This is a genomic window from Polyangium sorediatum (assembly GCF_029946465.1).
GTDB classification, from domain to species: domain Bacteria; phylum Myxococcota_A; class Polyangia; order Polyangiales; family Polyangiaceae; genus Polyangium; species Polyangium fumosum.
Genome location: NZ_JARZHI010000011.1, coordinates 30,764 through 53,423, shown reverse-complemented (window position 1 = coordinate 53,423; position 22,660 = coordinate 30,764). Strand labels below are relative to the sequence as shown.

The 22,660-nt window shown below is 69.0% G+C and carries 24 protein-coding genes; 9 read left to right on the top strand and 15 right to left on the bottom strand.

All coding sequences use genetic code 11. The features are described from left to right. Positions 1 to 6: 6 nt before the first annotated feature. The 5 genes from QHF89_RS15370 to QHF89_RS15350 are packed head-to-tail and all read right to left on the bottom strand — an operon-like array spanning position 7 to position 2,389. Entirely contained in the window at positions 7 to 360 is a 354-nt protein-coding gene (locus tag QHF89_RS15370) for a hypothetical protein (protein WP_136968791.1), read from the bottom strand. Positions 361 to 364: 4 nt separating this feature from the next. Then, positions 365 to 925, bottom strand: a complete 561-nt coding sequence (gene pyrE, locus QHF89_RS15365) for an orotate phosphoribosyltransferase (RefSeq protein ID WP_136968792.1) — start codon at positions 923 to 925, stop codon at positions 365 to 367. Continuing rightward, complete coding sequence (locus tag QHF89_RS15360) at positions 922 to 1,617, bottom strand: bactofilin family protein (protein WP_136968793.1); 696 nt, start codon at positions 1,615 to 1,617, stop codon at positions 922 to 924. Before QHF89_RS15360 ends, pyrE begins: the two co-directional genes overlap by 4 nt. 4 nt (positions 1,618 to 1,621) lie before the next feature. Next, complete coding sequence (locus tag QHF89_RS15355) at positions 1,622 to 1,936, bottom strand: bactofilin family protein (RefSeq protein WP_136968794.1); 315 nt, start codon at positions 1,934 to 1,936, stop codon at positions 1,622 to 1,624. 57 nt (positions 1,937 to 1,993) lie between these two features. Continuing rightward, positions 1,994 to 2,389 carry a bactofilin family protein gene (locus QHF89_RS15350; RefSeq protein WP_136968795.1) on the bottom strand — a complete coding sequence of 132 codons (396 nt, stop codon included), beginning with the start codon at positions 2,387 to 2,389 and terminating at the stop codon, positions 1,994 to 1,996. 155 nt (positions 2,390 to 2,544) lie between these two features. Here QHF89_RS15350 and QHF89_RS15345 point away from each other — a divergent pair, with 155 nt between their 5' ends. Continuing rightward, entirely contained in the window at positions 2,545 to 3,360 is an 816-nt protein-coding gene (locus QHF89_RS15345; RefSeq protein WP_136968796.1) for a CPBP family glutamic-type intramembrane protease, read from the top strand. Positions 3,361 to 3,517: 157 nt separating this feature from the next. Next, entirely contained in the window at positions 3,518 to 4,282 is a 765-nt protein-coding gene (locus tag QHF89_RS15340; protein ID WP_136968797.1) for a hypothetical protein, read from the top strand. 18 nt (positions 4,283 to 4,300) lie between these two features. On the opposite strand, the gene QHF89_RS15335 is transcribed toward QHF89_RS15340, so the two are convergent. Further along, positions 4,301 to 6,058: a C25 family cysteine peptidase gene (locus QHF89_RS15335; protein WP_136968798.1), complete on the bottom strand. Its 1,758-nt coding sequence runs from the start codon at positions 6,056 to 6,058 to the stop codon at positions 4,301 to 4,303. Positions 6,059 to 6,178: 120 nt separating this feature from the next. Between QHF89_RS15335 and QHF89_RS15330 the strand changes: the two genes are divergently transcribed. Then, positions 6,179 to 7,852 (top strand): IgGFc-binding protein, encoded by a 1,674-nt coding sequence (locus QHF89_RS15330; RefSeq protein ID WP_136968799.1) that lies wholly within the window; start codon positions 6,179 to 6,181, stop codon positions 7,850 to 7,852. Positions 7,853 to 7,983: 131 nt separating this feature from the next. On the opposite strand, the gene QHF89_RS15325 is transcribed toward QHF89_RS15330, so the two are convergent. Beyond that, a complete protein-coding gene (locus QHF89_RS15325; RefSeq protein WP_136968800.1) occupies positions 7,984 to 8,370 on the bottom strand; it encodes a hypothetical protein in 387 nt (128 codons plus the stop codon). 53 nt (positions 8,371 to 8,423) lie between these two features. Here QHF89_RS15325 and ppk2 point away from each other — a divergent pair, with 53 nt between their 5' ends. Beyond that, the gene (gene ppk2 / locus QHF89_RS15320; protein WP_136968801.1) at positions 8,424 to 9,434 is read left to right on the top strand and encodes a polyphosphate kinase 2; all 1,011 of its coding nucleotides are present in this window, start codon (positions 8,424 to 8,426) and stop codon (positions 9,432 to 9,434) included. A gap of 690 nt (positions 9,435 to 10,124) precedes the next feature. On the opposite strand, the gene QHF89_RS15315 is transcribed toward ppk2, so the two are convergent. The 5 genes from QHF89_RS15315 to radC all read right to left on the bottom strand — a co-directional run bounded on the left by QHF89_RS15315 (position 10,125) and on the right by radC (position 16,058). Then, the gene (locus tag QHF89_RS15315) at positions 10,125 to 10,619 is read right to left on the bottom strand and encodes a hypothetical protein (protein ID WP_136968802.1); all 495 of its coding nucleotides are present in this window, start codon (positions 10,617 to 10,619) and stop codon (positions 10,125 to 10,127) included. A gap of 62 nt (positions 10,620 to 10,681) precedes the next feature. After that, on the bottom strand, positions 10,682 to 12,112 hold the full coding sequence (locus QHF89_RS15310; RefSeq protein WP_136968803.1) for a PPC domain-containing protein: 1,431 nt from the start codon (positions 12,110 to 12,112) through the stop codon (positions 10,682 to 10,684). A gap of 174 nt (positions 12,113 to 12,286) precedes the next feature. After that, a complete protein-coding gene (locus tag QHF89_RS15305; RefSeq protein WP_136968804.1) occupies positions 12,287 to 13,630 on the bottom strand; it encodes an outer membrane protein assembly factor BamB family protein in 1,344 nt (447 codons plus the stop codon). A 2-nt stretch (positions 13,631 to 13,632) separates the two neighbouring features. Next, positions 13,633 to 15,204, bottom strand: coding sequence for an L-piperidine-6-carboxylate dehydrogenase (gene amaB / locus QHF89_RS15300; protein ID WP_136968805.1), 1,572 nt, complete (start codon positions 15,202 to 15,204; stop codon positions 13,633 to 13,635). 134 nt (positions 15,205 to 15,338) lie between these two features. Then, positions 15,339 to 16,058, bottom strand: coding sequence for a RadC family protein (gene radC / locus QHF89_RS15295; protein ID WP_284720523.1), 720 nt, complete (start codon positions 16,056 to 16,058; stop codon positions 15,339 to 15,341). A 162-nt stretch (positions 16,059 to 16,220) separates the two neighbouring features. Between radC and QHF89_RS15290 the strand changes: the two genes are divergently transcribed. Then, positions 16,221 to 17,078, top strand: a complete 858-nt coding sequence (locus QHF89_RS15290) for a diguanylate cyclase (protein WP_136968807.1) — start codon at positions 16,221 to 16,223, stop codon at positions 17,076 to 17,078. A gap of 205 nt (positions 17,079 to 17,283) precedes the next feature. Here QHF89_RS15290 and QHF89_RS15285 read toward each other — a convergent pair whose 3' ends face one another. Next, positions 17,284 to 17,427 (bottom strand): hypothetical protein, encoded by a 144-nt coding sequence (locus QHF89_RS15285; RefSeq protein ID WP_284720522.1) that lies wholly within the window; start codon positions 17,425 to 17,427, stop codon positions 17,284 to 17,286. On the opposite strand from QHF89_RS15285, the gene QHF89_RS15280 reads away from it, so the two are divergent. Together QHF89_RS15280 and QHF89_RS15275 are read left to right on the top strand one after the other, a co-directional pair. Beyond that, the gene (locus tag QHF89_RS15280; protein WP_136968808.1) at positions 17,426 to 18,478 is read left to right on the top strand and encodes a hypothetical protein; all 1,053 of its coding nucleotides are present in this window, start codon (positions 17,426 to 17,428) and stop codon (positions 18,476 to 18,478) included. The two genes, QHF89_RS15285 and QHF89_RS15280, sit on opposite strands and share 2 nt — an antisense overlap. 73 nt (positions 18,479 to 18,551) lie before the next feature. Next, positions 18,552 to 19,214, top strand: a complete 663-nt coding sequence (locus QHF89_RS15275) for a metallophosphatase domain-containing protein (RefSeq protein ID WP_136968809.1) — start codon at positions 18,552 to 18,554, stop codon at positions 19,212 to 19,214. 62 nt (positions 19,215 to 19,276) lie between these two features. On the opposite strand, the gene QHF89_RS15270 is transcribed toward QHF89_RS15275, so the two are convergent. After that, a complete protein-coding gene (locus tag QHF89_RS15270) occupies positions 19,277 to 19,807 on the bottom strand; it encodes a hypothetical protein (RefSeq protein WP_136968810.1) in 531 nt (176 codons plus the stop codon). Between the two features lie 180 nt (positions 19,808 to 19,987). On the opposite strand from QHF89_RS15270, the gene QHF89_RS15265 reads away from it, so the two are divergent. Beyond that, positions 19,988 to 21,133 (top strand): STAS domain-containing protein, encoded by a 1,146-nt coding sequence (locus QHF89_RS15265; protein ID WP_136968811.1) that lies wholly within the window; start codon positions 19,988 to 19,990, stop codon positions 21,131 to 21,133. A 225-nt stretch (positions 21,134 to 21,358) separates the two neighbouring features. Then, positions 21,359 to 21,952 (top strand): hypothetical protein, encoded by a 594-nt coding sequence (locus tag QHF89_RS15260; RefSeq protein ID WP_136968812.1) that lies wholly within the window; start codon positions 21,359 to 21,361, stop codon positions 21,950 to 21,952. 44 nt (positions 21,953 to 21,996) lie between these two features. On the opposite strand, the gene QHF89_RS15255 is transcribed toward QHF89_RS15260, so the two are convergent. Beyond that, positions 21,997 to 22,632, bottom strand: coding sequence for a cyclase family protein (locus QHF89_RS15255; protein WP_136968813.1), 636 nt, complete (start codon positions 22,630 to 22,632; stop codon positions 21,997 to 21,999). Positions 22,633 to 22,660: the final 28 nt, after the last annotated feature.

The window sequence follows — 22,660 nt, the reverse complement described above, 5'->3', positions numbered from 1 at the left end:
TCGCGGTCAGGCGAGGGCTAGGACGCCCTTCGCGAACGTGACCACGCCCTTCGCGAACGTGACCACGCCCTTCGCGAACGTGACCACGCCCTTCGCGAACGTGACCGCGCCCTTCGCGAACGTGACCGCGCCCTTCGCGAACGTGACCGCGCCCTTCGCGAACGGGTCCGCGCCCTCCGCGAACGGGTCCGCGCCCTTCGCGAACGGGTCCGCGCCCTTCGCGAACGGGTCCGCGCCCTCCGCGAACGTGTCCGCGCCCTTCGCGAACGGGTCCGCGCCCTTCGCGAACGGGTCCGCGCCCTCCGCGAACGGGTCCGCGCCCTCCGCGAACGTGACCACGCCCTCCGCGAGGGCGTCCACGCCGTCACGCGTCCGGAATGAAATCCCGCCGCGTGCAGATCGCGACCACCGGCAAACCCGCCTGGCGGATCGCTTCAGCCCCACCTTCGAGCCGATCCACGATCGCCACCACGCCCACCACGCGCGCGCCCGCCGCCGTGATCTTGTCGACGGCCTTCAGCGTCGACCCGCCCGTCGTGATCACGTCCTCCAGCATCACGACCGACATCCCCGGCACGATCGCGCGATCCCCCTCGATGAGCCGCTTCGAACCGTGGTCCTTCGCCTCCTTGCGCACGTACAGCGCCGGGAGCGGGCGGCCGCGGACGAAGCTCGTCAGCGAGACGGCGCTCGCGAGCGGGCAGCCGCCGAGCTCCACGCCCGCGACCGCGTCACATCGCGGCAGGCCGTCGAGCGCGTCGAACATGAGCGCGCCGAGGAGGAAGTGCCCCTCGGCGGTCAAGGCCGTCTGCTTGCAGTCGATGAAAAAGTCGCTCTCGCGCCCGGAGGCGAGCACGACTCGCTTGCGTTCAAACGATCGCTCGCGGAGCAGCTCGACGAGCCGCTCGCGCTCGGTTTTGCTCATTTCCCTGCGCCCTTCCCGCGCCGGATCTGCGCCTTGGCACCCTTGGGCACCGCAGGCACGACCGGGGGCGGGGGGCCGCCGGAATTCACCGCCGGAGCGCTCTCCGGCTCCTCGTCGGATGCCGCGGCCGCAGGCTCGGCCACCGGGGCCGGAGGCGGCGCCACGGGCGCAGGCGCAGGACGCGCAGGCGGCGGGCGCGGCGCAGGCGCAGGACGCGCAGGCGCAGGCGCGGGGCGAGCGGCAGGCGCCGCAGCGCGGGCAGGAGGCGCCGCCACGGGACGCGCAGGCGCCGCCGCAGGAGCAGGCGCGGCACGACCACGCGGTGCCGCCTGGGCAGGCGCAGCAGCCGTCGCAGCAAGGGCGCGGACGGGCAGCGGGGCGCCGGTCGAGACGTTGCCTCGCACGAGCGCGCCGGGCCGGATGCCGATCTGCGGCGCGCCGATGTCGCCGACGACACGCGCGCCGGGCTCGAGCACGACGAGCTCGGTCGCCGACACGTTGCCCGCGACGGCGCCGCGCACGATGATGCGGCGGCCGGAGACGTCGCTCTTGACGAGCGCCGTCTCGCCGATGAGGAGCTCGCCCTGAACGGTGACGCTTCCCTCCACGAAGCCGTGGAGGTCGAGGTCCCCGTCGCCGCGAATGGAGCCGCGGATCGTGGTCCCGCGGCCGATGGTCGAGGGGGTCGTCATCGGCTTACACGTCCATGTCGACGTTGCCCTTGAACGAGGCACCGTCCGCGATGGTCAGCCGCGCCGCCTTGACGTCGCCGACGAGGCGCCCGCCGGTGAGCAGATCGACGCGATCCGAGGCGCTCACGTTGCCCGTCACGTTGCCGCCGACCGAGAGCGACGAAGCCGCGACGTCCGCTTCGACGACCGCGCCTCCCTCGACGGTCACGCCGCCGTCGACGCTCAGCTTGCCGCGCACCGTGCCGGCCACGACCACCTCCTCGTCGGAGGTGATCTCACCCTCGATCGTGATGCCGCTGCCGATGATCGTACCCGCCACCTTCCACGCTCCCTCGCCGCGCGCGCCGCAGCACGTTCGTGTTCCTCGGAAAAACTTTTACCGACCGCCGGCGCGGCCACCCGTGAGCTCGGCCGGCAGCTCGAAATCCGCTTCGATCCGCCCCGCGAACTCGGCGCCTTCGTCGAGGCTCACCTCGGTGCCGCCGAGGTTGCCCGAGACCTTCGCCGACGCGCGAATCGCCACGGGGCCACGCGCCGAGACGTCGCCGGTCAGCGTGCCGGCGATCGTCACGACCCCGGCCTCGACGTCGCCGTTGATCTCGGCGCCTTCTTCGATCACGAGCTCGCCCGTGAGGCTCACGCCGCCCTCGACGTGGCCCTCCACGCGCAGATCTCCCTCGCCCACGACGCGGCCACGCACGCGCGTGCCGCGCCCGAGCACGGAGCCGCTCGTATCGAGATCGTTCTCTTGCATCGCCGGCGCTCGGACCATGGACCTCTTCTCCACGTTCGCGTCCGCCACGGCGAAACACGCGCGGGGCGGAAAGCGCGCGCAAGCTACTCCAAGGCGATCCGGCCCGCAACGCCTGTCTGTCGGGGCCGCGCCCTCCGCGGCGAGCGAAGCGTCCCTCACGGAAACATGCCACCATGCGGCCCGTGCCTTCCGCGACCGTACGGCTCGACGCACCTCGGACCGCCTTGCGTGAGATCGCCAAGGGCTCCGCGTGGCTGCTCGGCACCGCGGCGGCCGTGCGCCTCGCGGAGGTCGTCGTCGGTCGCAATCCGCTCGTCGCTGCGCTCGTCGGCGCGATCATCGTGGACCTCGGGACGTACCGCGTGGGCGTGCGATGGGACCCCGACCCGAGCACCGGCAAGGAGCCACGAGCGCGCGCGTTCCGTGGCATCGGGCTCGGCCTCGGCGTCGCGCTCGTGCTCGTCGTGGTGCCGCTCCTCGTGGCCGTGCTCGCGGGGTTTGCCACGGTGAGCGCGGGCAGCCCGTCGAGCTCGCTGGGGTTTGCCCTGCTGCGCGCGGCGGCCGTGGCGACGCGGGACGAGCTGCTCTACCGGGGTTTGCCGCTCGTGGTCGCGGCGCGCGCGGGGCTCGGTCCGCGCTTCGGGATCGGGTACGCCGTGCTCGCCGGCGTCGCCGCGCTCGCGCTCGTGCCGGGTGCGTCGTGGGAGGCGCTCGTGCTCGCGGCCGCGCAGGGCGCGCTCTTCGCGGTGCTCTGGGCGCGCACCGGCGTCGCGTGGGCGTCGGTCGCGGCGCATGCGGGCTTCACCCTGCTCGCGGGCGTGGGGCTGCGCGGCGGGCTGCTCGACGTGACGTGGAAGAGCGGGCTGCTCGGAGACGGGCCGCGCGCGCGTGGCGTGGTCGCGCTCGTGGCTGCGGCCGTCGCGGTGGGGATGGCGATCGCGGCGTGGAAGAAACTTCCGGCGAGGGCGGTCGAAACAGCGGACGCGTAGAGACGCTGTCCAGCGCAATGCAACGCGGGCAGCGCGGAGCGGCGATGGACGTCGCAATCGTGCGAGTCGTATCCGAGCCGGAGGCTTTACGGGAGCTACGGGATCGGATACCTCGAATGGTATGGCTCTCTCGGGCGGCTCGATACAGGCGACGCACGTGCGTGGTTTCGTTGTGCAGGGGGCGCTCGCCGCGGCGGCTTGTCTCCTCGCCGCGGGCTGCAAGGAAGGTGGTGCCGAGCCCACCGCCGAGCCCGACCGCGCGACGATCCAGCCGGAAGCCAAGCCCGAAGCGAAGGAGGCGTCCGCCGCGCCCGAAAAGCCCGCGCCCGCGGCCCCGGCCGCGAAGGCGCCCGAAAGCGAGGGAAACGCCGGCGCGGCACCGGCGCACGAGGCGCCCAAAGCAAAAGCAGCCGACCCGGCCCAAGCAGACGCCGCCAAAAAAGCTGCGCCCAGCGCTGCGCCCGAGCCTGCGCCGGCGCCCCCGCCTGCCACCACGCCCGAGCCTCCGCCCGCGGTTGCCGCCGCCCCGGCGCCCACGCCCGAGCCGCCTCCGCCGGTCGTCTCCCCGAAGGTGGGCGAGCAGAGCTTCAGCCTGTGGATGCAATCGTCAGGCCGGTACAAGGCCGGGGAGCAAGGCTTCGTCGAGGTGGTGCTCGTCCCGAAGGGCGAATTCCACTGCAATCAAGAATATCCGTACAAGATGAAGCTCGGCGCGGCGGCCGCGGGCGTCACGTATCCCACGCCGATCGTGCGGACCGAGGGCGTGAGTGTCTCCGCGAGCCGCGCCGTGATGCGCGTGCCGTTCGTCCCGCAAAACGCCGGCGACGCGCAGGTGTCGGGCAAGTTTTACTTCTCGGTCTGCACGTCCGAGCAATGCGTGATCGACAACCGCGACGTGGCGGTGACCGTGAAGGTGGAATGACCGGCGCCGCCCAGCCACCTATGGCTTCTCCACCTTGACCCGCGCGTGCCCCGTCGCCGCCTGCCCACTCCCCGCGGCGAACACCTTGATCACGTATTCACCGGCCTCGACCGGCAGCTTCACGCGAAACTCCGCGCGCCCTTCATGCAACGCTCCTTCGAGGCGCGTGATCACCTTGTCCGAGGCCGCGGCATAGGTCTTTCGTAGCACCTCCCACGCCTGTTCTTCGGGCATCGCTTCCAGCTCGGCCTCGCCCGGGATCTTCGTCCGCACCACGCTGCGCTTCGTCTCGACCGTGAGGAGCGCCGTTCCCGTCGGAATCCCGGAGGCCTCCACCGAAATGGCCACCTCGGCGCCCGGCGCGCGTGACTCGGGCCCTCCCGCGAGCTTCACCACGGCGCTCGCCGGGTATTGCAACACCGTCGCCGGATCGCCGAGCAGGTTGTAGAGGCCCAAGTGCTCCTCCGCGAGCTCCACCGGATCCGATTGAAAGAGCAACGGCGCGAGCGGGACCTCCCCCTCGTGCATTCTCCGCTTCGCAGTCACGATCCCCTCCCCGATCGTCGGCGCGCGCTCCTCGACGAACGTCTGCACGATCGCCTCTCCATAAAGCGCATTCGGATACGGGTGGCTCTCGCGGCTCGACGCAAACGTGGCGATCACGCCCTCCGGGTTCATGACGAGGGCCTCCGCGATGGAGCGGCGCCCGTTCCGGAGATCAAAAAACCCCGTGCTGCATGTGATCGCCACGAAAAAGGGCTTGCCTTCGGGGATTCGCACATGCGCCAAATCCAGCATGTTCCCGGTGCTGTACCGAGCGCCGTTGAAGCGGACGGTGTCGAGGAACATCGGCGACCCGTGGCCGACGTAGCCCGCAATCAGCGCGCCCGCGCCGAGCCGCTCGACGAGCCGATGGCCAAGCTCCGGGAAGGGATACGCGTACGGCGACCCTGCCTTCGGGAACACGATGTCCACGTCCCAGTCGTAGGGGACCTGCTCGTCCAGGACACGCGTCATCCTTCTCTCGATCAGGAGATCGGCGACCGGGCCAAACCGCGCCGGCGCGCTGAACAGCGAGATGCTGCGGCGCCACGCGCGCTCGGTGCGCGCCGTCTCGTACGCGATCACCTTCTTCGCGAAATCACGCGCCTCGTCCGCGGTCCGCGCCGGCACCCGCCCCACGGCGAGCGCGGTGGGCGCTCGTTGCGCCGAGAGCTCCGGTTGTCCGGGCGCACCGACGTGCGCGAGGGCGTACGGGAAGTCCGTCGCATAACTCCCCTCCATGTAACGCAAGAGGCCGCGATCCTCCTCCCGCAGATTCGCCTCCAGGAACGCATACTCCTCGATGTCCTCGTTCTCGTAGTGAATCTTCGTCCGGTAAAACGTCGGCACGAACGAGGACCCGCCGAGCGACTCGCCATACCCCGGCGCGTCCCCCACGAGCAGGACGAACCGAAGTCGTTTCCCCGCACGCGACGCGACCTGCCGGATCGCCCCTTCGATCTGCTCCGGCGACGGCGCGCCGCCGCCGTTCGGCCGGGCGATCTCTTCGAGCGAAACCCGCGCGACCGGGAGGCCCCGCGCCTCGCGGTGCACGAGCAGCGGCTCGATTCCTTCGAGCAGCGCGCGAGGGCCTATCGCGACGTACGCCACGTCCGCGCGTCCCTTCGTCGGGGCGGGTTTTCCCGGGAACCTGGAAGGGTCCCCCGGAGCGGCCGCGCCGCAGCCCACGAGCCCGAGGAACATGGCGATCCGTGCGAAACGACGAACACGCATCACGCGCAGTCTACCCGGGACCCCGGCCTCCCGGGAAGGGCTCGTCGTGGTACGATCGCCCCCGTGCGCTGCTCGAGGCCGCGACGGCCCCGCGGGCACGGAATGGTGGTGGGCACGGCCGTGAAATACCCTGTCTTTTTCGATTTCTATCCCGGACGCCCCCTCGCGGGGCTCGCCCTCGGCTTCACGCTCTTCGGCGTGGCATGCTCCGCCACGGGCCCCGCGGCCTCGACCCGGGGCGCGGGCGGCAGCGACGGCGCGGGCGGCGGCGGGGGCGCCGCGGGCTTTGATCCGGCCGGATCGGGCGGCGGGCCCGACACGCCCACGGATCCGAAGACGTGCGCCGAGGCCGCGGAGGCGCGGAGCTACGTCGGCTGCGATTTTTATCCGACGGTCGTCGACAACCTCGTGTGGGGCATCTTCGATTACGCGGTCGTCGTGGCGAACGCCGGCGAGGAGCCCGCCTCGGTCACGGTGAGCCGGGGGAGCGAGGTCATCGCGACGGCGGACGTCGCGCCGAGTGGCCTCTCGACGATCTATCTGCCCTGGGTGGAGGAGCTGAAATCGACGGTCACGCCCTTCCTCTGCGCGACGCCGTCGATCAAGACGCAGACCGTCCGCGCGAACGGCGGCGCCTATCACCTCGTCTCGACCCGCCCCGTCACGGTCTACCAGTTCAACGCCCTCGAATATGCAGCAAAGGGCGGCCCTCCGGGCAAGGACTGGTCGACGTGCCCCGCGTACGCCTGCCCCAACACGCCGTGTTTTTCCTACTCGAACGACGCCTCCTTGCTCCTGCCGAGCACCGCGCAGACCCGCGCCTACCGCATCATGGGCCCGCCCGCGTGGCGGAACCCCGAGAACAATTTCGAGTTCCCGCCCTACATCGCCGTGACAGGCTTGTCGGACAATACCGGCGTGACGATCAAGCTCTCGGACACCGCCTCGATCGCCGGCGGCGCGGGCGTGCCGAGCACGCCGCCTGGGGGGACGGCGACGCTCGCGTTGAACCGCGGCGACGTCGTGCAGGTCGTCGGCGGCACGGGCTCCGATTTCAGCGGCACGCTCGTCACCACATCGGCGCCCGTGCAGGTGATCTCCGGCATCTCCTGCTCGAACATGCCCCACGACGCCGTGGCCTGTGATCACCTCGAAGAGAGCGTCTTCCCCGCCGAGACGCTCGGCAAACATTATTTCGTCACCGTCCCGACGAGCCCCACCGCCTCGCCCGTCGGCCACGTCGTGCGCCTCGTCGGCAACGTCGATGGCACGAAGCTCACCTACCCCGGCAGCGCCCCCTCCGGCGCGCCGAGCACGCTCGCGGCCGGTGAAATGGTCGACCTTGGCATCGTCGCGCTGGATTTCGAGGTCGTCGGCGACCACGAGTTCGGCGTCGCCTCGTTCCAGATCGGCGCCTCGCTCATCTACCCGAACCTGCCCACGGACCAGCAAAAAGGCGACCCCGCGCAGAGCCTCGCCACGGCGGTCGAGCAGTACCGCAAGAAATACGTCTTCCTCGCGCCTGCCGATTACGACGCGAGTTACGCCGACGTGATCATGCCCCTCTCGGCGACGCTCACGCTCGATGGCATGACGCTCTCCCTCCAGCCGAAGCCCCTGAGCTCGGGCTTCGGCATCGCGCGCGTGCCGCTCTCGAATGCGAGCGGTGGAGCGCACGTGCTCGAGGCGAGCCTGCCCGTGGGCCTTCAGGTCATGGGATACGGGACGTACACGAGTTATCAGTACCCCGGCGGGCTCAACTTGCGCGAGATCGCACCGCCGCCTTTGAAGTAGAGAGCCACTCGATCACGGCCGCGAGCGCGCTCGGATCGAGCGGCTTCGCCACGTGCGTGTCGTCGATCACCAGAACGACGAGGTGGCGCACGATCGCGAGCCCGAGGCCAGGGTTCCAGCAAATGAACGCGTCAGTGCTTTGGCAGGCGCAAGCGCGCCTCCCAGCCGCTCGCGCGTGGCTCTTCCGGGTCGAGAAACACGCGCTCGCCGACGTCGTATGCGAACCAGCCGTTGACCTGGCAAAGGTGCGAGAGCACGGGCACGGGGTTGCCGCCGCCGGCGACCTCGACCTCGACGCGATCCACGACGTCGCCGACGGGCAAGGCGAGCCACATCGTGTATTCACCTTCGTCGAAGGTAGCCCTGGACGGATCGGACCAATCGACGTCGCAAAGCAAGGACGAGATCGACGCCCGCACGAACGCGGGCGACCCCATGGGCCGGGCCCGAAAGCCCTGCACGAGCTCGTCGGGCGGCGGGTGACCGTCGAAATTGAACAACACGACGCGCCAGCTCACCTTTCGATGGGTAGCATTTGCCACCACGACCACCAAGGCGGGGCGAGGTGCGCATGTCGCTAGGACCGAGCAAGGGGGCCAGGCAGGACGAGGGCAATGGGGGCGTTCGAGGGACGCGCGGGCAGCAAGAAGGCGCGCGGATTCATCCGCCCGGGTCAAGCGAAATCGAGCCCGTGGTGCAGGCGCTCTGCGACCTGCCGGCCTCGACCCTGCCGGAGTCCATCCTTTCGCTCGAAGAGCTCTCCGACCTGCACGCGTCGCGCGAGTTCATCCAGCTCTTGCGTTCGAAGAGCGTGGACGTCCGGCGCATCAAGGCGGCCATCGATTACGAGAACGAGCTGGAGAAGCTCCAGGTCGAGCTCGTGAAGATGCAGCGCTGGGTGCAGGAGGAGGGCCGGCGGGTCGCGATCCTGTTCGAGGGGCGCGACGCGGCAGGCAAAGGCGGCTCGATCCGGCGCTTCACGGAGTACCTGAACCCGCGGGCGATGCGCGTGGTGGCGCTGCCCAAGCCGTCGGACGAGGAGACGGGGCAATGGTATTTCCAGCGGTACATGCGCCAGCTCCCGAACCGCGGGGAGATCGTGTTCTTCGACCGGAGCTGGTACAACCGCGCCGTCGTCGAGCCCGTCAACGGGTTCTGCACGCAGGAGCAGTACGAGCGCTTCATGCGCCAGGTGCCGGAGTTCGAGCACATGCTCGTCGAGGACGGCGTGGTGCTCGTGAAGTTCTGGTTCTCGATCTCGAAGGGCATCCAGAGCGCGCGGATCGAGGCGCGGCGCAAGAACCCGCTCAAACAATGGAAGCTTTCGCCCCTCGACGGCAAAGCCGAGGCGTTGTGGGACAGCTACACGCGGTACAAGGAGACCATGTTTGGCCGGACGCACACGAGCTTCAGCCCGTGGATGATCGTGCAGGCCAACAACAAGCGGAAGGCGCGGCTCGAGAGCATCCGGTACGTCCTGTCGATCCTCGAGTACCCGGGCAAGCAGAACGCGGGCGCCTCGCTCGTCCCCGACCCCAACGTCGTGATGCGCTTCCACCGCGCGGCGCCGAAGGTCGACTGAGCCGGCGTTCGTAGGATGTCCTACCTACATGTCCTGCAGGTTCGTCGTCGTGATTTTCACCGATGCATGCCGCGGGGACCGCCTGATCGCCAACCCTGCGATTTCAGGTCAGGAGATGCCTGGCCCAGGGCTTGCTCTATCTCTACGCGAGCGCCTGCTCCGGTCCCCCCCCCCGCCGTCGAGTAGGCGCTCTTTCTTTTTGTCCGCTGCAAGCCGAGACGCCGCAGCGTGCGCGCGTGGACGTGTTCATCCGCCGTCCACGCGCGCATCCGTCCGCGCCGCAGCCGCCGATCTGCACGATCCACCCGATGCGCGGGTCGGGTGCGCCCCCGCGACCGCCTCGCGTGCGCCCGGAGGCCGCTCCGGTCCTGCATGGTTGTCGGCGCGTGGTTGCAGGGGTGAAGGGCCGGGCGGGTCGAGCTGGGCCAACCCCTCGAATTTCGGTCAGGAAGTGCCTGGCCCAGAGGTTGCTCTATCTCTACGCGAGCGCCTGCTCCGGTCCCCCCCCCCGCCGTCGAGTAGGCGCTCTTTTTTTGCCTTCGCGTCAGGATCGTACGCCATACAACACGCTGTCGCGCATTGCGTTGGACGCGGGTTGTCTGGGGAAACGACGCTCCGTGAAGAAGTTCGGGCGCGCCGAGCCTCGGCTGGGGCGCGCGCTCGGCGACGACGACCCCGAGAACCCCTGAATCAGCGCGTCTCCTCGGCTTCGAGCACACGCCCGGTGAGGGCCACGCGCGAGCGGGGCAGGATGTCCAGCGTGACGGGCTCGCCGCCGCGGCAGCGGTCGAAGAACCGGCCGCGCGTCACGAACCGCTCGCCGCCGACCGTGACGTACGTGATGGTCTCGCCGTACGCGTTGCCTTCGCTCGTGATGCGCTCGATCTTGCCCGTGATCCGCCGTTTTTCGCCCGCGGCGAGGTCGGCGCCGAGGAGGGAGACGAGGCGGTAGCCGAAATACCAAACGAGCAGGCCGACCACGATCACGAAAGCGATCGCGAGGCCCAAGAGGGCGGCGCCCTTCGAGCCGCGCCCCGCGCCGTCGAGGACGACCTTCAGGACGAAAAGGATGCTCGGAATCGCGGCGATGGTCGCGAAGCGGTTCGCCACGGAGCGGCGGCTCGCGAGCTGCGTCGCGACGAGGGCGCGCTCCTCCTCGGTGAGGGGCGTGGGGGCGTCCGTCATGAACGAAGGATCGCAGAGGCGCAGGCGAAAGAAAAGCCCGCGCCTCTGCGACCCGACGTACCTCAGGGGCGCGGCGGCCAGGCCATGTCGAGCGAATCGACCGCCTCGCCGGGCGCCTGCATCGTGTGGAACGGCGCGGGCGCCGCGAGCGGCGAGACCTCACCCCCACGCGCATTCCCCTGGGACCGCCATTCCAGGCTGAGGTGAATGTGGTGGTGGTGATAAGGCCAGCCCGAGCCATACGCGAGCCGGCTCGAGAATGCGCTCAGTTCGGCTTGGCTGATCTTCCTGCGATCCCCGGCGGGCAGCGCCGCGAGTGATTTCGCGGTGGACTGGAGCTGGGGCGCGAGGACGGTGTCCGTGCCGATGACGCGCGTGCGCTGCGAAGCGAAGAGCTTGGCCATGAAGAAGGCCTGGCGCGGGAGATCGACGATGTGGGTCTTCGCCGCGCCGGCCGTGCAATAGCCGTCGGCGTGGCTCGCGCCGTCGTTGCACACGATCTCGGCGTCGTTCGACCCGTCGGTCTGGAAGTACGAGATGTCGATGTTGCCGCCCTGATCATGCGTGCTCTGCGGATGGCGCGGGTCGCCGACGTCGTAGCCGGGCGTGACGCCGTCCATCTGGCAGATGTCGATGAGCGAGAGAGGCTTCGTGCCCGGGAAGGCCTTGCGCGTCTCGGCGAGGGCGTGGCGCACGAGCATGACGAGCTCGCGCCGGGCAAAGCGATAATTGGAGTACGAGGCGAAGTTGTAGCCGTCCCCGACGACCGAATCGGACGGATCCGCGAACGGGAACGGGATCAGGCCGCTGCCGCTGCTGCCGCGTCCATCGCAATCGGCGAGGGAAAACCCGGCGCCCGTGCAGGTCTGGCTGTCCTTGTAAGCATAGTGATTGAGACGCAGGCTGTACGTGTTCGTCGCGCCCGCATGGCCGAGGACACGGACGTAATACACCGAGCCGCCGTCCTCGGAATAAAAGCCATAATATTCGGAGTTCGTCTCCTGGCCTCGGAACGTGTAGGGATACTCGGCGCCGTTGCGGGAGCCGAGCAGGCGTCCCTGCGCATCGTACGCCACGAGATCCAGGTCCCCCGCGGCGTGCTTCATCTCGATGCCGACCCGCGCGATGGTGTGCGCAGGCACGACGACACGGTACCAGTCTTCATCGCCCTTGGTGATGGAGAGGTTGCCCGTGACGCCGAGCGGCGCGTCCTTGGCCGTCGCGCGGGCATCGTTCGGTTCGAGGCCTTCGCTGCCGGCCCTCGCGGAGCCCGGCGTGTCGCGCAGGCTCCCCGCGGCGGTGAGGGCGGCCTCGTCCGTCACCTCGGCGGGCTCGGCGTCCTCGGAATCGGCCGGCGCTTCGGCCTCGGCCTCGGACGCGGTGGAGTCCGCCGCGTCGTCGAGGCCGGTCTCGCCAAGTTCTCCCTGACAACCATGGGTCATGGCGGCGAGGGCCATGACGACGAAGTAAGACCATTCACGGCGTGCAATCATTTGTTTCATCCACCCGGTTGAAGTTCCCCCCCGGATGAAACCGAACGTGATTCGAGCGTGCAGCCCGATCAAGCTGGAACGATCGTTTGCCCGCGGATTCATGGGAGCATTGGCGGATTTTCCGGCCTCCGGCGCGCCGCTCGCCTCGGGAATCGCACAAGAACGTCGGCAGCGCTACCGGCGCTCGCCGATGCCCCAGAGGCTCCAGCCGTCGCGCAGGTAGATGCGCCCGTCGCCGACGCTGATGGACGGCTCGTTGAGGACACGGTCGAGGACCCGCGGGCGGAAGGCGCGGCACGGGGCCGGCAAGGTCCAGCGCCAGAGCCGGGTGAACGGCTCTTCGAGGCGCTCGACGAAAAGCGCCTCGGGGCTCGACCAGGCAATGGCATGCTCGTCCACCGCGACGATCGCCGGCATTTCGGTCGACCAGAGCTCGAACGAGAGGCGCCCGCTCCAGGGATCGAAGGGCGAGCCGGGCCAGCCCGCGCCGAGCGACGAGGCGCCCCGCGCCGCGCCCGTCTCGGCGTCGAACCGATGCAGATGCGCGGCCGTACCCGCGACGCCCACGACCGCGAGCATGCCCCCGCCCGGCCCCGCAATCGAGACGACGTCCCCGGGCACCTGCGCCTCCCAGCGGACGATCCCCGTCGCGGCGTCGAGCGCGACGATCCGCGAGGGCGCGCGAACGGGGCGCTGCGCGAGCAGGCTGCGCAGGAGCGAGTCGAGGGCCTCGCCCATGAGCGCGGGCTCCTCGGCGAGCGCTTCGAGCAGCTCCTCGTCGCGAGCGATCTTGCGCGCGGCGTCCTCGGCCACGCGGGCCGAGCGATCGAGGACGAAAAACATGCCCGCGCCGGCCCCGGCGACGGTGCGGCTGCGCGCGCCGAGCGACCAGAGGACCTGGCCGTCCTCGATCGACCGGGCCACGAGCGTCCCCCGATCGTCGGTCCCGCGCACGGGCACGGTCACGCCGAGCACGACGTTCGAGGTTGTGGCGAGCATGGCCTCCTCGCTGCCCCAGCGAAGGCCTCGCGCGAAGGAGCGGCATTCGGTCCGGTAAAACCGGACCTGGCGGTAGAGCCAGGAAACGAGGTAATGGTCGTCGGACGCGCGGGCGAGGGGCATCAGGAAGAGCTTGCAGCTCCCGTCGCTCCCGAAGATGCGCATGTCGTTGCCGCGCGCCTCCTCCTCGGCGCCGGGCGCATCGACGAGGCCGATCGCCCCCGCGGGGCTGACGTCGTAGACCTTGAGCGAGGCGTCTTTCTGGTAGACCGGCACGAGCGCGCGGCCGTCGTTCCACGGCATGGGCAGGCCCGCGTAGGCGTCGGTGGCTTCGAGCGGCACGTGGAGCGTGTAAATCGCGCGCCCGGTGGCGCCGTCCACGCCGACGGCGGAGGCGTCGTCGCCCGCGAGCAGCAAGCCCTGCTCGGCGATGACGGGCCGCTCCAGAAACCCCGACCAGGAACGCGGGGCCTGGCTCGAAAAGAGCAGCTCGGGCTCGGTGAGGGGCAAGCGGGGCATGCTCAGGGCTCTCCGAAGGTGATGCCCTGCGACAGGGGCAGGTCCATGCCCCAGTTGAGGGTGTTCGTTTGCCGTCGCATGTAGGACTTCCAGGCGTCGGAGCCGCTCTCGCGTCCGCCGCCCGTGTCTTTCTCGCCGCCGAACGCGCCGCCGATCTCCGCGCCGCTCGTGCCGATGTTGACGTTCGCGATCCCGCAATCGCTGCCGGTGTGGGCGAGGAAGGCCTCGGCCTCGACGAGGTGGTGCGTGAAAATCGAGCCCGAGAGGCCCTGGGGGACGGCGTTGTGGAGCTCGATCGCCTCGCGCATCTCGCCGAGGAGCGTAGCGTGATCCCGCGGCCGCGAGGTGCCGCCGTAGTCGATGACGTAGAGGATCGGCGCGAACGTCTCCTCCTGCACGATGCGATACTCATGTTTCGCCGCGGCGATGCACGGCTCGACGTAATGACCGCCGGGGAACGCGGGGCCGTCGAGCGGCGCGCCGCCGTAGAGCACCTCGCCGCCCTCCTCTTTCAGCCGCGCGAGGGCCGATTGCATGGCGGCGACGGCGTCATGGCTGACGAGGGGCCCCATGAGCGTGCCGGCCGCGCGCGGATCGCCGATCCGGACCGTGGCATAGGCCCGGACGAGGCGCTTGACGAGCTCGTCCCGCACCGAGCGGTGGACGAGGATGCGACGGGTCGAAGTGCAACGTTGCCCGGCCGTGCCGACCGCGCCGAACAGGATGGCCCGCGTGGCGAGGTCGAGGTCGGCGTGACTTGTGACGATCACGGCATTGTTGCCGCCGAGCTCCAGCAAGGTGCGCCCGAGACGCCGGCCGACGACCTCGGCGGCGCGACGGCCCATGCGGGTGCTGCCCGTGGCCGAGACGAGCGGGAAGCGCGGATCGGCGAGCATGGGCTCTCCGACGTCCTCGACGCTGCCGAACGCGAGCGAGAAGACGGCAGGATCGACGCCGCTCTCGCGGCAGACCCGCGCCGCGAGGTGCGTCGTGGCGATGGCCGTGAGCGGGGTCTTCGGCGAGGGCTTCCAGACCGTCGTGTCGCCGCAGACGGCCGCGATCGCCGCATTCCAGCTCCACACGGCCACCGGGAAATTGAAGGCGGTGATCACGCCGATGACGCCGAGCGGGTGCCATTGCTCGTACATGCGATGGCGCGGCCGCTCGCTGTGCATCGTGAGGCCGTGGAGCTGGCGCGAGAGGCCACAAGCGAAATCGCAGACGTCGATCATCTCCTGCACTTCGCCCTCGCCCTCGGCCGTGATCTTGCCCATCTCCAGGGTGACGAGGGCGCCGAGGTCCTTCTTGTGGGCGCGCAGGGCGTCGCCGAGCCTGCGCACGACCTCGCCGCGCTTCGGGGCCGGCACCTCGCGCCACGTCCGGAAGGCGGCCTCGGCTCGCGCCACGATGTGCTCGTACTCGGCGCGGCGGATCGGGCGCACGGAGGCGATACGCGCGCCGTCGATCGGGGTGATCACGTCGAGGGGCGTGCCTGTGCCGAGCCAGTGCTCGCCGTCGAAACCGCCGAGGTTCTCGTCGCGCGCGAGGCCGAGCCGGGAGAGCAGTTCATGCATGAGGAAGCTCCAGGGCGAGCGGCGCGTGGCCACCCGACGCGCAAGTGTCCGATCATCCAGGGAGGAAAGGGAAGAACTCGGCAAAGCTTGGAGCCCCCACGGTCCCCGCGAGCGTGGGGTGCGAGGGCGGCGCCTCACACGGCAGGGGGCAAGATCCCGAGATCCAGCAGCGAGACGTACTGGCCCGTGCTCGAGACGATCACGTGATCGAGCAGGGGCACGCCCACGACGTGGCAGGCCTCGGCGACCTTGTGGGTCATGGCCACGTCGGCGTCCGAGGGCGCAGGGTCGCCGCTCGGGTGGTTGTGCACGAGGATGATGGCGGCCGCCGTGTCCTGGAGGGCGACGCGCAGGACGTCGCGCGGGGTGACGCCGAGCCCGTGCACGCCGCCCTGGGCCACGCGCCGCGCGCTGCGCAGGCCGTTGCGGCCGTCGAGCGAGATCACCCATAACTCCTCGTACTCGCGCCAGGAGAGGCGGCTCGTGAACCAGGCGGCGACGGCGGCGGAGTTGCAGACCGCGGGCCGCGGGCGAATCGAGCGCATGAGCGAGCGCCGGCCGATTTCGAGCCCGGCGAGCAGGCGCAGGGCCTTGGCGGTGCCCACGCCGGGGATCTCGGCGATCGCCGAGGGCCCGAGCCGCCCGAGGCCTTCGAGGCCGCCGACCCGCTCGAGCAACTCGTTCGCGAGGCGGAAAACGGAGCACCCGACGAGCCCGGTGCCGAGGACGATGGCGAGCAGATCGGCGTCCGAGAGCATCAAGATCCCCTCCTCCAGCGCGCGCTCGCGGGGCCCGCGGGGCCCGACGGTCAGCGTTTCGAGGACGTTTTCGTGGGCCGGGGCCAGTTCGAGCATCGCTACCATGGCCCCGGCGGGAGCAGGATCCAGGCCGCGCAGGTTTCCCGGGCAGGAACGGGCGCGGGGGGGTGGCGGAGGGAAAATCCGCCTGGCGGGCGCCAGGGACGAGGCCCCGTCACGCTATTCTAGGGAGCCCAAGCCAACCCCAGCGGCGCCCTTATGATCCTCTGCTCCTCGCACGACCCGGCAGGCCTCGACACCCTCATCGTCATCTACACGCGCGATCGCAAGCTCCTCGGCCATCCGTACAAACTGGACCCGGCCGTCACGGTGGTCACGGTCGGACGCCGCGCGGAAAATACGATCCCGATCGACAGCGAGGGGGTCTCGCGGTGTCACGCGCGCTTCGAGAAGCGCGCCGAGGGCTTCTGGGTGGTCGACAACGACAGCACCAACGGCACCTTCGTCAACGACGAGCGGGTGCCGGAGGCGCTGCTCCGCTGCGGGGATCGGGTCCGCGTCGGAAACACGATCTTCAAGTGCTGCTGCGCCGAGTGCGGACGGATGATCGACGAAACACGGTACACGACGACGCCGATCGACGGCCTGACAAAGGCGTACAACCGCCGTCATCTCATCGAGCAACTCGACACCACGTTGCGGCGCACGGAGCCCTCCGAGCATCCGCTCGCGCTGGTGTTGTTCGACCTCGACCATTTCAAAAGGATCAACGACTCGTTCGGGCACCTGGCGGGTGACCAGGTGCTCCGCGAGATCGCCTCGCTCACGCAGCAGCATGTACGCCCGGGTGATGTCTTTGCACGATATGGCGGGGAAGAGTTCGCGTGGATGCTCCCCGGGACAGACCTTGCGGGAGCCGTGGCGCTGGCCGAGACGATCCGCGCGGCCGTCGCGGCCCACGTGGTGACCTTCGAGGAGCACACGATCTCGCTGACCCTCTCGGCGGGTGTCGCCCAAGCGGACGAGAAAACCTGCTTCGCCAGCGATCTCATCAGGGCGGCCGATGAAAGGCTCTACCAAGCCAAACACGACGGCCGCAATCGCGTGCGCTCGTAGGGGCGCGGGGAATCGTTCGAGGGGTCGTCCGGACGCCGCCGCGCGGCGCACGACCTCGTCGAAATCCAGCACGTGGCATGACGCTTTGCGTTGACGCCTCGTCCTTCTCTTGGAATCCTCGTTGGGTCCCCTCCCTACTACCTTCACAATTTTTGGAGTTCTGCATGAAGTTGACGCGCCTGGTTCCGATCGTCCTTTGCCTTGCTCATGCTGCCTGCGACAGCGCTTCTGGCACCCAGAACGCGGGGGGCGCCGGGGGTACGGATGGTTCGAGTTCGACGACGTCCCCCACGGGGAGCGGCGGGGCCTCGACCTCCTCGAACACGTCCAGCGGGACGGGCCCGGACATGCCCGGGGGGTATGCGCTCCCGCCGCCCAGCGAATGCTCGAACCAGTTCTCCGTCGATGGCTGCAAAAAGGGGGACGCGAGCAGCACGTGCGGCGGCGCGTGCACGAACGACTATGGTCCCACGTCGAAAAACGCCTGCGAGGGCGGCAAGGACGGGGTCCCCGTTCAGTTCGCCTGCCCTCGTTACATGCTGTTTGCGAACGAGATGGAGCAGGCCGCGATCGACGACGGCTTCGAGGGCAAATTCAACTATGCCGTCGCGGGCCACGACCCCGACGGGACGAACCTCGACATGGGACTGCCCGATTCGTGTTGCCAGTGCTACCAGCTCGTCTTCGACGCACCCAGGTACCTGACCAACTCGACGTTGACGCCGCCGAAGCCGCTGCTCGTGCAGAGCTTCAACACCCAGGCCTCGGGGGCGACGGGCTTCGACATCTACATGGGAGCGGGAGGCCTCGGCGCCTTCAACGCATGTGACGCCGACCTGAACTACGGGACGAAGTTCGGGTATTCGCAGTACCAGACCTACCCTTCGGAGGGGCAAGCGTTCAACGGCGGCGTGAAGCCCGGGCCCGACAGCATGAAATGCGATGACGGGGGAAACCTGAGCGACGCATTGATCGCGTCCGGCGCCTGCCAGCAGAAAATCACCAGCGCGTGCAATACCATCACGGCCGCGGACGCCACGCTCCAGGAGGAGACGCGCAAGTCTTGCATCCAGTCGAACCAGGCCACTTCGTACTACCATGAGAACTGGAAGGTCCTCGCCAAGCGCGTGGCTTGTCCGGAGCACCTGACGGAGGTCACAGGCTGCAAGCTGGCTCCCCAGGGCCTGCCGGCGCCCGATCCGAACATCCAGACGGCCGCGCAGGCCAAGGCGGCCGGCTTCGTCAGCACGCTCAACAACGAGCCCTATCACACGACGACCATGCAGGATTGCTGCATGCCCACCTGCGCGTGGAAGAACAACGTCAAGAGCGCGACCGTGGACGGGTACAACTCGTTCTATTCGTGCCGGAGCGATGGGAAACCGGTCGTGAAGAAGTAGACGGAGAGCCGCTTCGGGAACGCGCCACGACCGAACGACTGCACACATCCCTCCGTGCTGCTATCCTCGCGCCATGCGGATCGTCGCCGTCGGAGACACGCACCTCTATCACGCGCAGCTCGTGGTCCCGCAAGGCGACGTGTTCATTCACGCGGGAGACCTGTGCCAGTTCGGGGATCTCGACGAGCTCGCGGATGCCGCCGCGTGGATCCGCAGCCTGCCCCATCGATACAAGGTCGTGGTCGCGGGAAACCACGACTGGGCCTTCGTCCACCATCCGCGCGAAGCTCGCGCGCTGCTCGGCGAGGGTGTCCTTTACCTGGAGGATTCCGGGGTCTGCATCGATGGCATCACCTTCTATGGCAGCCCCTGGCAGCCGGCGTTCCACGACTGGGCGTTCAACCTCCCTCGGGGCGAGGCGCTCGCGGAGAAATGGGAAGCCATTCCCGTGGGGATCGATGTCCTGATCACGCACTCGCCCCCGTTCGGAATCGGTGATCGCTCGTGGTCTGGGGATCGTTATGGCTGTGCGGATCTGAGGGCGCGTGTTCGTCAGGTGAACCCTCGCCTCCACATCTTCGGTCATATCCACGAGGATGGAGGTGTGTTTCGCGAGGAGGAGGCCGTCACGCTCTTCGCAAACGTGACGACCTGGGAGTGCGCGCGGGATCCGACGGTGCTCGATATCGAGAGCGAGGTCGTCACGGAGATCGAGGTTCCGAAGGCGCGGCGGTGATGGAGCACGGCCGCGAATCCCCCGGATGTGCAGTGAATGCTCCAGGGTGACCTCCCTCCGCATCAATCTCCTTCACACGCTGCCGCGATCCCGGGTGTCCCCCCACCGACCGGGCACTGAAATCCCGACGGAGCGTCGGGGCAACTCTCCGTTCCACCGAGGAGCTTGACCCATATGCCCGGCGTCGGATCGTCGAGGCAAGTCGTCCTCGCCTCCTTGTCCTCCACCATGGCCGCGCCCTGCGCGTCGCAGGTGTAGGTATTGACGTATTGCGTGTAGCAGAGCCGATCCTTGAAACACTGGAAACGGGTGGCGGAGTTGTCCTTCGTCCCGCCGGCGACCTCCCTCGTCCAGCCCGAGCACGGCTCTGCGATGTCCACCTTGTAGCTGAAGACCAGATTCTCGCATTGATCGTCGTCGAAGAGACCCACCAGAATCTTCGCCGTGCATGCGTCACCGCCGAGGCCCCCTCCCACCCCGCCGGTGGCATAGGTGGCCTCGCTGGGAGCCTCGTCGCCACAAGCGATCCCGAGGAACACGAGACCCATACCGAGGATCACGGCGTGCAGGTATCCAATTTTTATCCTTGTCATGGCCACCCAGAGCCCTCCACGACAGGAAGTACACCCGATGCGCGCGTCCGGCAACGACGGTTACGCGTGGAATCGCCCGCGGGGTGCGTGGCATTTTTAGGCCCTCCTCTTGGGACGCGGTAGCATGGCGGTCCAAGCGTCCGACCAGGTCGAATTTTACCAGGCGTGGGTGGAGGAGCGATGAACGAGCGTCCGAAGATCAGCGTGGATGGCGTGGATTTCGAGTGGGATCGCGAGAACGGCCGCATCCTGGTTTGGGGCAACCCGGCGGTCCTCATGTGGATCGAGACGACGCTGGCCGGGCTCATGGTCGGCATCCACAAGATGGTCGGCACCGAGCGTTTCGTGATCGCCGCGGAGCAGGCGGGCCGCGAAAGCATCGAGGGCGAGGTGGCGGCCATCATGCAGCACCGCCAAAGCGTGGAGGACGGGTTCCGGTACCTCGGCACGAGCGCCGCCGCGGTCGGGCACGGCCACTGGGAGCTCGTGCGGCTCGACCATGCGAAGAAGGAGGCGTGGTTCCGGGTCCACAATAGCTGGGAGGGCCTCTACCAGAAGGCGCTCGGCGTCACCTGGGGAACCAGTACGATGGCGGGCAAGTTCGGCGCCCACTGCTCTCGCATCTTCGAGACGCACTGTCGGGCCGAGCAGACCGCATTCCAGGCGCGCGGCGACGCCTATGACGAGTTCGTCGTGCGCCCCACGGCGCGCACGATCGAGGACGACCTCGAAGCGCTGATCGGCACCGAGAATGCCACCAAGGCGGACCTCACGATTGCCTTCGAGCGCCTGCAACGCGAGGTCGAGGAGCGCCGCCGCATCGAGGAGGACCTGCGCCGCGAGGTCGAGGAGCGTACGCGCATCGAAGAAGAACTCCGGAGCAAGCTCGAGCTGATCCGGCGACAAGAAGAGGCGATCCGCGCCATGTCGACGCCGATCCTCCGGTTGTGGAAGGGCGTCCTGACAATGCCGGTGGTCGGGCTCGTCGACAGCACGCGCGCCGGGGGGATGATGGAGGCGCTGCTCGAGGAGATCACGCGGACGCAGGCACGCTTTACGATCCTGGATCTGACGGGCGTCGACGTGATCGACACGGGCGCGGCGAGCCACCTACTCAAGGTCGTGCAGGCCGCGCGGCTGCTCGGCACGCAATGCCTCGTCTCCGGGATCTCGCCGAGCATGGCGAGTACGGTGGTCAGCCTGGAGCTCGATCTCGGCGCGCTGAAGACGTTCGGAACGCTGGAGGCTGCGCTCCGATATGCGATCAAGCAGGGGAACGCGGAGGATACGGAGGTCCCGAAGGGGAGGCCCGGCGCGTCGTCGTGACCTTGAGGTCGGGTCGTCGCGTGCGCACGAGGAGGTGCTGCAATTCGACCGGGACAAGCGCCAGTACCACGTTCGCGGCGATAACGGCAGCGTGCGGTGGTCTGCCACGCTCGACGTCAGGAACCACGGTCATCACGAAGGCTCATCCTTTCACCCCGTGCCGCGTCCCCCTTGACCCCGCCGACCACCACGTGCAAGCCTCCCCACCGATCCTCGGGAGGGCCCATGCGCATCCACGTCTCCACCGACATCCCCCTCAGCGAGCCGAACGACTCCTCCGGCCTCGTCACGTGGTTCTCCATCGACATCTTCCCCGACGACGACGCCCCGCGCCCCGCTCGAATCGGCCACGCGCGCGTCGCCCGCATTCACATTGGCAGCGCCCTCGACCTCAACGTACCCCTCCTCGACGTGCTCGACGCCGACAGCGGCGAGATCGAAGCGCTCCACGACATCTTCTTCGAGAACGACTGGCCCAAGGACGAATACCTGGAGGGCGGCGGCAACGACGCCCTCTACATCAGCGAGCTCGTCATCGACCCCGCGCACGAGGGCCGCAATATCGACCTCGCCCTCGTGCGCCGCCTCTGCGACACGCTGGCGCAAGGCTGCACCGTCGCCATCCTCCCGTATGCCTCCCGGCGCGACATCGACCATTGGACGCCGCTCGGGTTCGTGGTCACCCCGCCCGGCGCAGCCGAGGGATATCTGCATCTCCTGCTGGGGACACGCACAGCGCGCGTGGACGATCCGGATCGGCCAGGGGTCTTCAAGATCCTGCCGAATCCTTCACCCGAGGCCGCGAAGAGGCATCACTGAGGTGCCGAGGGACGGAACCACGTGAGCCAGGGCGCTCCGCTGCATCAAATCGAAAAAAGCAGCGCGCGCACGGGGCTCGCCTCCAGCGCGACCGGCAGAGGCGGGCAAACGAGCGTGTAGCTGCCCGCCTCGACGCCACCGAGATCGAGCGCGACGAGCGCGGGCAGCCCCGCGGCTGCGAGGCGGGTGTGGGCGGGGAAGGTCGTCGAATCGAGAGGGTCGAGGCTGTAGGCATCGAATCCGACGAGGACGGGGCGGCGCGCGAGCAACGCGTCGATCACCTGCGGATCCAGAAAGGCGAGGTCGACCGTGGGAGAAGGCTCCTGCCAGCGGGCGCTGTTGCGCGTGCGGAGCAGGAGACGGCTCCGGCGCGGGATGCGCGTGAGGTCGCCGAGGTCCGAGGCCTCGATGCGGTCCTTGGGGAGGCGCGCGAGATCGAGGACGAACGCGGGGCCGACGAAGGTCTCGGGCGAAAAGGCGGAGAGATCCGGGGCGCCGAGGACGAAATGAGAGGGCGCGTCGAGGTGGGTGCCGACGTGGGCGTGAAGGTGGAGGCTCGAGACGTCGAGCGGCGCGCCGTCACGAATGCGCGCGAGCGGACGCAGCTCCGGCGGTGGATCGCCGGGAAAAACGGGGGTTGTCGCGGCAAGGGGGAGCGAGAGGTCCTTGACGAGGCGCATGGCTTGCGAATGTAGCCGGGCCGGCGGG